Annotated in this window: 9 protein-coding genes and 1 pseudogene; 4 read left to right on the top strand and 6 right to left on the bottom strand. The window is 41.7% G+C overall.

Annotated features, from left to right (window positions below):
- Positions 1 to 33 precede the first annotated feature (33 nt).
- Positions 34 to 459, bottom strand: a complete 426-nt coding sequence (locus V7R39_RS05350) for a deoxyguanosinetriphosphate triphosphohydrolase (RefSeq protein WP_334028960.1) — start codon at positions 457 to 459, stop codon at positions 34 to 36.
- 455 nt (positions 460 to 914) lie between these two features.
- Here V7R39_RS05350 and V7R39_RS05355 point away from each other — a divergent pair, with 455 nt between their 5' ends.
- On the top strand, positions 915 to 1,346 hold the full coding sequence (locus V7R39_RS05355; RefSeq protein WP_334028962.1) for a YqaA family protein: 432 nt from the start codon (positions 915 to 917) through the stop codon (positions 1,344 to 1,346).
- 45 nt (positions 1,347 to 1,391) lie between these two features.
- Here V7R39_RS05355 and V7R39_RS05360 read toward each other — a convergent pair whose 3' ends face one another.
- Positions 1,392 to 2,072: a sulfite oxidase heme-binding subunit YedZ gene (locus V7R39_RS05360; protein WP_334028964.1), complete on the bottom strand. Its 681-nt coding sequence runs from the start codon at positions 2,070 to 2,072 to the stop codon at positions 1,392 to 1,394.
- Position 2,073: 1 nt separating this feature from the next.
- On the bottom strand, positions 2,074 to 3,081 hold the full coding sequence (msrP, locus tag V7R39_RS05365; RefSeq protein ID WP_334028967.1) for a protein-methionine-sulfoxide reductase catalytic subunit MsrP: 1,008 nt from the start codon (positions 3,079 to 3,081) through the stop codon (positions 2,074 to 2,076).
- A 414-nt stretch (positions 3,082 to 3,495) separates the two neighbouring features.
- On the opposite strand from msrP, the pseudogene V7R39_RS05370 reads away from it, so the two are divergent.
- Positions 3,496 to 4,067: pseudogene (locus tag V7R39_RS05370) on the top strand (RDD family protein).
- Positions 4,068 to 4,108: 41 nt separating this feature from the next.
- Here the strand turns inward: V7R39_RS05370 and V7R39_RS05375 are convergent.
- From V7R39_RS05375 to V7R39_RS05385, 3 genes are read right to left on the bottom strand one after another with little or no spacing between them, the layout of a single operon-like run.
- The gene (locus V7R39_RS05375) at positions 4,109 to 5,452 is read right to left on the bottom strand and encodes an anti-phage deoxyguanosine triphosphatase (RefSeq protein WP_334028970.1); all 1,344 of its coding nucleotides are present in this window, start codon (positions 5,450 to 5,452) and stop codon (positions 4,109 to 4,111) included.
- Between the two features lie 19 nt (positions 5,453 to 5,471).
- Entirely contained in the window at positions 5,472 to 6,071 is a 600-nt protein-coding gene (yfbR, locus tag V7R39_RS05380) for a 5'-deoxynucleotidase (protein ID WP_334028972.1), read from the bottom strand.
- 1 nt (position 6,072) lies between these two features.
- On the bottom strand, positions 6,073 to 7,293 hold the full coding sequence (locus tag V7R39_RS05385; RefSeq protein WP_334028974.1) for a pyridoxal phosphate-dependent aminotransferase: 1,221 nt from the start codon (positions 7,291 to 7,293) through the stop codon (positions 6,073 to 6,075).
- Between the two features lie 268 nt (positions 7,294 to 7,561).
- On the opposite strand from V7R39_RS05385, the gene V7R39_RS05390 reads away from it, so the two are divergent.
- Positions 7,562 to 8,356, top strand: coding sequence for a DUF2189 domain-containing protein (locus V7R39_RS05390; protein WP_334028977.1), 795 nt, complete (start codon positions 7,562 to 7,564; stop codon positions 8,354 to 8,356).
- A gap of 361 nt (positions 8,357 to 8,717) precedes the next feature.
- Positions 8,718 to 9,038 (top strand): DUF3718 domain-containing protein, encoded by a 321-nt coding sequence (locus V7R39_RS05395; RefSeq protein ID WP_334028980.1) that lies wholly within the window; start codon positions 8,718 to 8,720, stop codon positions 9,036 to 9,038.
- Positions 9,039 to 9,089 lie beyond the last annotated feature (51 nt).

Genomic DNA, 9,089 nt, shown 5'->3' on the forward strand with positions numbered 1-9,089 from the left:
TTCTCTGTACTTCTTCTGTGTTTCCTCTTTATATCACCAAGGGCCAACCGCAACATTTTTGCTCTGCTGAGTATTGTCTACTTTTACGTTAACTAAACTCACAGAGTAAAGTTCACAGAGCTTGCGGATCATGTCGCTGTCTGTGGGTTGTAAGTCTAAATCTATATTTTCAACATACAGCGTTTTACATTGGCCGCCAGTAATGAGCTTACTTATCCACTCTGGTACTTTCTCTTTCTCAGGCTTTTGAATGCGAATAGCATTTACAACGTCTTTAGAAAACGCTACTGAGTCAGAGAGAAGATAACTCCACCCCTTGTCGTTTCTTTCTTCAAAGCTTCCTTTTCCTTCACCGGGGTAACCTTCAATGGGTAATGGAAGTTGAACTACATTTTCAACCGCGGTATTTGATACAGCGCTACGAAGTGCATTGAATCGACAAACTGGTGAATTACTCATAGGACATACCTTATTTTTATAAAACCATTTTAACTGTTTAAGTGTACAGTGTGTATGCGTATACAGTAGTTGTGATGAGTCTCTTTTGCAAGCGGTAGATTGTGTTTTTTTCGAACAACTGCGAGAATTCTATCTAAGTGCTTTTAAATAAAAGGAATTTTTATTACGTCGTAAAATTTGAATCTGGCACTATTCGCAGCTGCAGGTTTTAGTACAAATATTAGTACAGGTATCAGTACAGGCTTCAGTACAGGCGTCATTACAAACAAAGAGACTAGAGACAGGAAATACCCGTTATTTCTTGTGTGTACTTTTAAAGTAGCCACGGGCTTTTATGAAAGTGGGCTGCACGTTTATTGATAACCTCACATACATTTGGCAGTAAGGTTAAGGCAGTGAGTTTAAGACAAAGTGATAGGTCAATGAGGGTAAGGCAATTATAAAAAGAGAGCATAATGAACTTCTTTGTTAATCTTGGTTATGCGGGAATGTTTGTCAGTGCATTTTTGGCAGCCACAATATTGCCCTTTAGTTCAGAAATAGTTATCACAGCACTGTATAGCAATGGTCTCTCTGGTTGGGGTTTACTGTTGGTGGCGTCTAGTGGAAATATTCTTGGTGCCCTGGTGAACTACGTACTGGGCTTTAAATACGGTAGGGTGGTTGCAACAAAACTTTTAAGAATTAGCGAAAAAACGTTTCTTCGCGCCTCTCACTTTTTTACCCGTTGGGGGAAGTGGAGCCTGTTTTTGTGTTGGGTGCCAGTTATTGGCGACCCAATCACGCTAGTAGCAGGAGTGCTTCGCAGTAATTTTTGGTTTTTCCTTTGTGTTGTTACTATGGCTAAAACTGCTCGCTATTCACTGCTGCTATTCATTCTGTCATAAATTGTTCAGTGCGCTATTGTTGCAGCGCATGCTGAAAGTAAATGTTTAAGGATATTGAGGACTATTTGCTTTAGCCGCAGATTTTTTTGCCTGCTTTCGACTTCTTTTCTTCTTATATGTTATTAGCCACTGTTTTGCTCTCGGAGCTAAGACGGTGATTCCCGCTAACCAATACCATATGGGTTCTTGCCAAAAGGTTTTTTGTGACCAGCTGAAGTGCAAAAGAGTCAGTGGTAATATGAGATAAATTGCATTGTGGAGCTGCTGCCAACGCTTCCCCATTTTTCTTTGTAGTACCTTAAAAGAGGTTGCGGTAAGAGCTAATAGTAGCAATAACGCCACCATGCCAACCACAATGTAAGGGCGACTAATGAGTTCACTTAGCACTAGCGCCATATCAAGCTGAAGTTCAAACAAAACGTAGGTACTTAAATGAGCCAATGCGTAGACGAACACATACACACCAAGCATTCTTCTGAACTGGATGGGAGCAGGGCTGCGCATTTGCTTAGCCAATGGGCTGAGCAATAGGGTAATGAATAAAAGATGAATTGCCCAGATGCCCGTTTCGTTTAAGAGTGTATCCACTGGGTCCGGCCCTAACGTATCGGTAATTCCAGCGTAGAACAGCCACACTAAGTAACCGAGAGCTACTACGTGAATAACTGATTTGATTGAACGTCTGAGCCATGGAGACAGTCGCAGGGGAGCCTTTCTCGGTGCCATCTTAGTAAAACTTTGCCAAATTCATGTCAGAATAAAGAGGAGCCACTTCTGAATACCCATTGAACATCTGTGTTTCTATTCTATTTCGAGATAAAAGACCACCAGAGGTAATTCGACGTTCGCTCGCCTGACTCCAACGAGGGTGAGAGACTTTAGGATTCACGTTGGCATAAAAACCGTATTCATTTGAGGCAAGTCGATTCCATGTTGTTGGAGGTTGTTTATCTGTCAAACGGATACGCACCACAGACTTAATACTTTTAAACCCATACTTCCAAGGCACAACCAATCGAATTGGGGCTCCATTTTGTGGGGGCAGGGTTTTCCCGTACAAGCCAACCGACATCAGCGTTAATGGATGCATAGCCTCATCTAAGCGTAAGCCCTCAACATAGGGGTACTCAATACCGCCACCCAAAAATCGATTACTTTGCCCTGGCATTTGTTCTGGATCATACAGAGTCTCAAACGCCACGTACTTTGCTGACATTAATGGATCGGCTTGTTTGATAAGTGCTGCTAATTCAAACCCTATCCAAGGCACCACCATCGACCACGCTTCTACACAGCGCAAACGATAAATGCGCTCTTGAAGTGGAAAGCGCTTTGTCAGTGAGTCATGGTCGAGTACTAGTGGCTTTTTAACTAAACCATCTATTTTCAATGTCCATGGGTCGGTTTTAAATTCACTGGCGTTTTCTGCTGGGGCATCTTTAGATGTGCCAAACTCGTAAAAATTATTGTATGACCTGACTTTCTTTTCTGGGGTTCGAGTCTCATTAATTTGATACTGACTAGGTTTGGTAAAATCCAGCGGCTTACTTTGAAAGGTTGCTTTCTCTTTCTCATCTTCCCAAAACCAGTCAGCCGCACTTGCAGATTGTGCAAGTAGCGTTGACGCGCCGACAAACCCAAGAGATTTAAGCAATGACCGTCGGTTTATATAAACACTTTCATTGGTAACATGATTGTCGGTTAGCTTTACAGATGGTTTAAACGGTTTAGACATACTTACACCATAATTATTGAGCGCGCTTAGATATTAAAAACTGAAAAGCAGTTTACGTCGACTACGCGCGAGAGTACCGAGATTACATTATTTACGTGAATACAAGGTTTTAGGATTGCATCATTTAATACACGCCTTCTATCTACCGGGTATTAAACACGCGCTTTGTTACACGTTAAAAACACGCGAATTTTATAAAAAGTAACTTCAGATTTAACACGTATAAAATAAGACCCATTTAATAACAATAAAATTTCATGAATTAAAAAGAACACAGCGAACCGCTATGGTAATAAGTAAAGCTAAATAAACTCAAAATGCTTTTTATGCATAGTAATCAATAGCTTTAGCTTGTTCTGAAAATGAAAAGCGCGTAACTTGAACGATTTACGTATTTTATTAACTAGTATAAAAATGAAAGCCAACGAAATAGAGCAATTAGCGCTGTCTGGCTCAGAAACCAGAAATGTAATAACCCCGTATGCCTTTAAAGTTGACCAAGCGCTATTAGGCATTCCTTTGGCTCCACCTATTAAACGCGCAATGGCAATGATCATTGATGTCATTTTAATATTTATGGCTGCAAAGCTTAGCGCAACGTTAATTGCCTTTGTTGCTGCGATGGCTTTTTATAAAGGCACAGCACAACAGTACCTTCCTAAAATGTCGTCGTTTTGGCGCAGAACTCTTAAGCTGTTTACTTTACCTTGTTCTCGTTACTTTGGCGCGGGCAAACTCCAGGTAAAAAAGTGTGTAATATTCGCGTGGTTTCGCTAAGCGGTGAGCCACTTTGCATGCTTGATTGCTTTGGCCGGTACGGCGGTTACGGAGCAGGTTTTGCGACGGGGTTACTAGGCTTTTTACAGGTTTATTGGGATCCAAACAGACAAGCCATTCAGGATAAAATATCAGCCACCGTGGTTATTCAGGGAAGTGTGAACCAAGTTGTAAATGCCACTACTGTTGCTAATGCGGTTAACAATTAGCCTTGGCAACATAACCTAATGACCTTGTTTTACACCTAGCGCTAGATATGGAAACTGTCTTGAATGCCGCCTTGTTTAGGTGAAAATATACTGCTGTAAAGCCGAGATGCAAATTCGTCGGTCATACCTGATATATAGTCGGCAAGCACACGCATGCCGTTTCCCGCTTCCTCTGCTTTACGCCAGCGCTCTTGTGTGTTCTCTGGCAGCAAGCGGGCAGGATCTGAGGCAAAGGCTTCAAAGAGCTCCATCACCACTAATTGCCCTTTATATTCCAACAGCTGAACATCAGGGCGACGTATTACCTTTCTAAACACAAATCGCTTAAATAGTGCCAATGCTTCGCCAAAGCCTTGGGGCATGGTGGCATTAAAGGCTAATAGCGGATGATAAAATCCGTCTACCTTTTGAATTTCGATAGCAGTAATAAAGCTGTTTACCAGCGCGCCAATTGCATTTTTACGCTCGTGGTGGGCGTGACTAAACAATTTTGTGGTCAGCGATTCAATATTATCTGAAAGCCATGGAATAGACAGCGCTTTTAATGGGTTCGTCACATCTTCTATGAAATGCGCTTTTTGCACCATATCCATGACAATGGCATCTTCTAAATCGTGGATGCCGTAGGCAATATCATCGGCCAGCTCCATAATAGAACAATCAAATGACTTGAAGCAGGTTTTACTGTGGGCACCTGTACTGCCAGTAAATTGCATAAACAACTGTTTATCGTCATTGTTTAGCGGAGCAAGCAGCCAATCGAACAAGGGCTTATCACATTGAAATAAACCTTTAGGCGGGTGCCAATCATCGGCTTTAACTTGGCGCAATGATTGCGGCCGAGGGCCAGCAGGCTCTTTAGTATGCAGAGTATTTATGAAGTTGGGGTATTTAATTAACCCCAACATACTGCGTCGGCACAAATTCATGCCATGGTCGGCCGTGTACGGCTCTAACTGAGTAACAATACGAAACGTTTGACCGTTACCTTCAAAACCACCGTGTTCATGCATCATGTAGTTGAGCGCAATTTCTCCACCATGACCAAAAGGAGGATGGCCAATGTCATGAGCCAAACAGATGGTTTCAATTAACGTAGGGTCGAGTACTAAGTCTTTTGCTATATCGGGAAATTTGTTCCAAAGCTGCGCGGTGATCCCCGTACCTATTTGGGCGGCCTCTAGCGAGTGCGTCAGTCGAGTTCGGTAAAAATCACTTAAACCAACGCCTAATACCTGTGTTTTTGCTTGCAGTCTTCGAAAAGCGGCGCTGTGGAGTACTCTTGCTTTATCTCTTTGGTAAGGGTTTCTGTGATCGCCGTCTCTCGATTCGCTGCGTGGAAGGCGACGCTCGTGTAAATCTAATTCCCATTGAGATATCGTCACAGTAGCTCCTTTTTGAATGTTACATTTCGTCTTGGGTTATTTCATCAAGACTCAATGAAAAACTCGGTACATATTGAGTGAGAAAATAATCCACTTCTTCTGAATGATACTCTTTCAAAATTTTATCCAAGCGTTTCTTTGCTAGCGTAAATTCGCGATTTCCAGCGGCAATTTCTTCTAACGTTTTTAGATAAGCACACAGCACATCCGCTGCTTTCACAATGAAGGCATCTTCTGGGTTATGGTTTTGTGAATCTATCAGCGCAGCATAGTCATCGCGAAAGGATTCAGGCGCCATTTCAATGAGCTTATTTTCCGCTATTTTTTCTATCTTTTTATATTCTTCCTTTATCGCCGGATTAAAATACTTCACCGGCGTGGGAAGATCGCCAGTCAGTACCTCAGATACGTCATGAAACATGGCCAGAGTGGCGATACGCTCTGGATTAACGGTGCCACCGAAAAATTTATTTTTGATAAGCGCAAGGGCATGAGCAACCATTGCCACCTGTAAGCTGTGTTCCTGCACATTTTCAGTACGCACATTGTGCATCAGTGGCCAGCGGTTAATTAACTTAAGCCGAGATAAGTGAGCAAAGAAATGACTTCTATCTGACATATTAAGCTCCCTGCTTATAGGTTCTAAAGAAATTTCCAATTCTGTGCAGGGCAGGCACTAAAACGTCACTGTGAGGTAAAAATACCAAGCGGAAGTAAATGCCACTATTAAGGTTAAATGCTTTGCCATGTACCAGCAGAATTTTTTCCGAGCTAAGTAAGTCTAAAATCATTTGCTCATCGTTGTAAATGTTGAATTTTTTCTCGTCCACTCGGGCAAAGCAGTACATAGCGCCTTTAGGTTTAACGCAGTGTATGCCATCGATGCCGTTAAGCATGTCAGTAGTCACATCTCGCTGAATACGCAGCCTTCCGTTTTCGTTTACCAAGTCGTTAATACTTTGATATCCGCCAAGTGCAGTTTGAATAGCGCTTTGACAAGGCACGTTTGCGCACATTCTCATTGAAGAGAGGATGTTGAGCCCTTCAATATAGTCAGAGGCCAGTCGCTTGTTACCACTAACCAATAGCCAGCCAGCGCGAAATCCGGCGACACGGTAGTTCTTACTTAAGCCACTAAAAGTAACAAAAAAAACGTCATCGGCTAGCGACGCAATGCTGGTGTGTTTTGCATCGTCGTAAAGAATTTTATCGTAAATTTCATCACTGAATACAACAAGTCCATGTTGCCGCGCTAATTCAACAATGTCCTGAAGTAGCGCTTCATCGTACACAGCTCCCGTGGGGTTATTCGGATTGATGAGTACAATTGCACGGGTTTTGCTGGTGATTTTACTTTTAATATCATCAAGGTCAGGAAACCAGTCAGCCTGTTCATCGCAATGATAATGAACCGGAGACCCTGACGATAGACTTACCGCTGCAGTCCAAAGTGGATAGTCAGGGCTTGGAATAAGTACTTCGTCACCATGATTAAGCAGCGCTTGCATCGCCATCATGATGAGTTCGCTTACCCCGTTACCAATATAAACATCGTCAACGCGAATATCTTTGATATTTCGCTGTTGATAGTACTGCATAACTGCTACACGCGCCGCGTAAATTCCCGTCGAGTCTGAATACCCTTGGGAAGTCGGCAGATTATGAATAACGTCTTTCACTATGTCGTCGGGGGCTTCAAAGCCAAACGGAGCAGGGTTACCGATATTCAATTTCAATATGCGATGACCTTCGTCTTCCATCTTTTTAGCTTGTGCTGCTATTGGGCCTCGAATGTCATAACACACGTTGTCTAATTTATGTGAGCGAGATACAGTTTTCATGGTCTATCTGGTTGATTTACATACCTTGAGATTATCGTAATCCACAGTGAGATGCGACGTAAAATCAGAAATATTAAGCTCATTGGAATACTTTTCATCTCAAATTGAACATTTTACGTACAATAAAAGTGATAGCTGTCCTTCTAAAGATAATTTAGTAAAATCAATGTTAATGACTTGTTAACTTTCCAATAAAAGCCTATCGTATGATTAAGATGTTTTTAAAAACATCACGTAAGGCAATTTTACCAGCAGAGGTGATTTTAATATGTCGCACCATTTTAAAGAAACTCCAGAGAATGCGATTACTCAAAGTGGCATTGCGCGTGTCATTCCCTGTAAAGAATTAGATGTTGGCGACCCTATAAAATGGTTGTCGTTGGCGTTGCGAGACGCCATGCGAGCGCCAGGATTAACAGTGTTTTATGGTGTACTATTCGCCGTTATTCCATGGTTCATCATGTATTTGGTTGAAATGACGGGCTGGCACTTGGTTATTCTGCCTGCCATTGTGTGCTTTATGTTGATAGGCCCGTTTTTAGCGGCAGGTCTTTACGATGTAAGCTGGGAAATGGAGAAAGGCCACAAACCGACGTTAAGACATTCATTGCGAGCAATGCGAAGAAATGCAATCAATGAGTGGGGGTTTGCGTTACTCATCATGGTCATGATGATCTTTTGGCTACGTGTAGCGTCGCTAATCCATGCACTTTATCCTCCTTATATAGATAATAATCTTGAGAGCTTGCTACCGTTTCTAGTGTTGGGTACCTTAGTGGGGGCTGCATTTACAATGATCATGCTGTTTATTACTGCATTCACTCAGCCAATACTCATGGAACGGAAAGTCGATCTTGCTACCGCCGTGCTAACGAGTGTTAATGCAGTGTGGTTAAATAAAGTACCCATGTTGATTTGGGCGGCAATAATCTTCTCGGCCGTCGCTATAGGATTCGTCACTGGATTTGTCGGTTTTATCGTTTTAATGCCGCTTATTGGATATGGGTCTTGGCATGCATATATCGATGCAATAGAAACGAAAGTCGAAAGAAAATATGAATAAAGTGTAGTTTTATTACAAAATAAAGTGGCGTTTCAGTGTGAAAAATAATCTGAAATGCCATTTTTTTTGTTAAAATTTCAGAATTAGGGGTGCAAAAATACACTTTTTAGTCTTTAGTATTAGAGTTTTTTGTTCGCGATTTGAGCCTTGTAATAGTGTTTAGGTATAAAAATTTCAAAAAAATATTTAATTTTCAGATGCTTAAGGTTTTAAATAGGTATTAACAACTCAATTTACTGCAAATTTACCTGCCTAACACAACATTACAACAGAAAAATTTTCCATCTTAGTGCATAACTAATGGGCACTCAGCGATTACCTGAGTGCTAACACCCTTTTTTTATGCATCGAGGAAAACACAATGAAATTGCTCAAGACCATTATTGCTACAGCAACACTATCAATTGCATTTAGTGCAAGCGCCGCCAACTCACAAAAAGAAGTTCGTTTTGTTGGCGAAACGGAATTTGCAGGATTTTGCAAAGCCATTATCAACGACGACATTAAAACCTTTCGTTCAAACCTGTCACGTAACGTAGGTCGTATTGGTGACAGCCAGCGTCAAGTACTACGATTAGTCACCTCAGACACAGGGTTAACGTGTAATGGAAGTAACCTTATTCAGTTTTCGGCTGAACGTGGCGCTGATACGGTTCACGAATACCTTACTTCACGTAGTTAAGGTAAGCGTTGACTATGGTTAATATGAAAAGGCGGGTGTTGCTGTTCTTTA

The organism is Alteromonas sp. P256 (genome assembly GCF_036864455.1).
Classification (GTDB): domain Bacteria; phylum Pseudomonadota; class Gammaproteobacteria; order Enterobacterales; family Alteromonadaceae; genus Alteromonas.

Coding starts and splice junctions, on each gene's coding strand:
- V7R39_RS05350 (WP_334028960.1), bottom strand. CDS start 459: ATGAGTAATTCACCAGTTTGTCGATTCAATGCACTTCGTAGCGCTGTA.
- V7R39_RS05355 (WP_334028962.1), top strand. CDS start 915: ATGAACTTCTTTGTTAATCTTGGTTATGCGGGAATGTTTGTCAGTGCA.
- V7R39_RS05360 (WP_334028964.1), bottom strand. CDS start 2,072: ATGGCACCGAGAAAGGCTCCCCTGCGACTGTCTCCATGGCTCAGACGT.
- msrP (WP_334028967.1), bottom strand. CDS start 3,081: ATGTCTAAACCGTTTAAACCATCTGTAAAGCTAACCGACAATCATGTT.
- yfbR (WP_334028972.1), bottom strand. CDS start 6,071: ATGTCAGATAGAAGTCATTTCTTTGCTCACTTATCTCGGCTTAAGTTA.
- V7R39_RS05385 (WP_334028974.1), bottom strand. CDS start 7,293: ATGAAAACTGTATCTCGCTCACATAAATTAGACAACGTGTGTTATGAC.
- V7R39_RS05390 (WP_334028977.1), top strand. CDS start 7,562: ATGTCGCACCATTTTAAAGAAACTCCAGAGAATGCGATTACTCAAAGT.
- V7R39_RS05395 (WP_334028980.1), top strand. CDS start 8,718: ATGAAATTGCTCAAGACCATTATTGCTACAGCAACACTATCAATTGCA.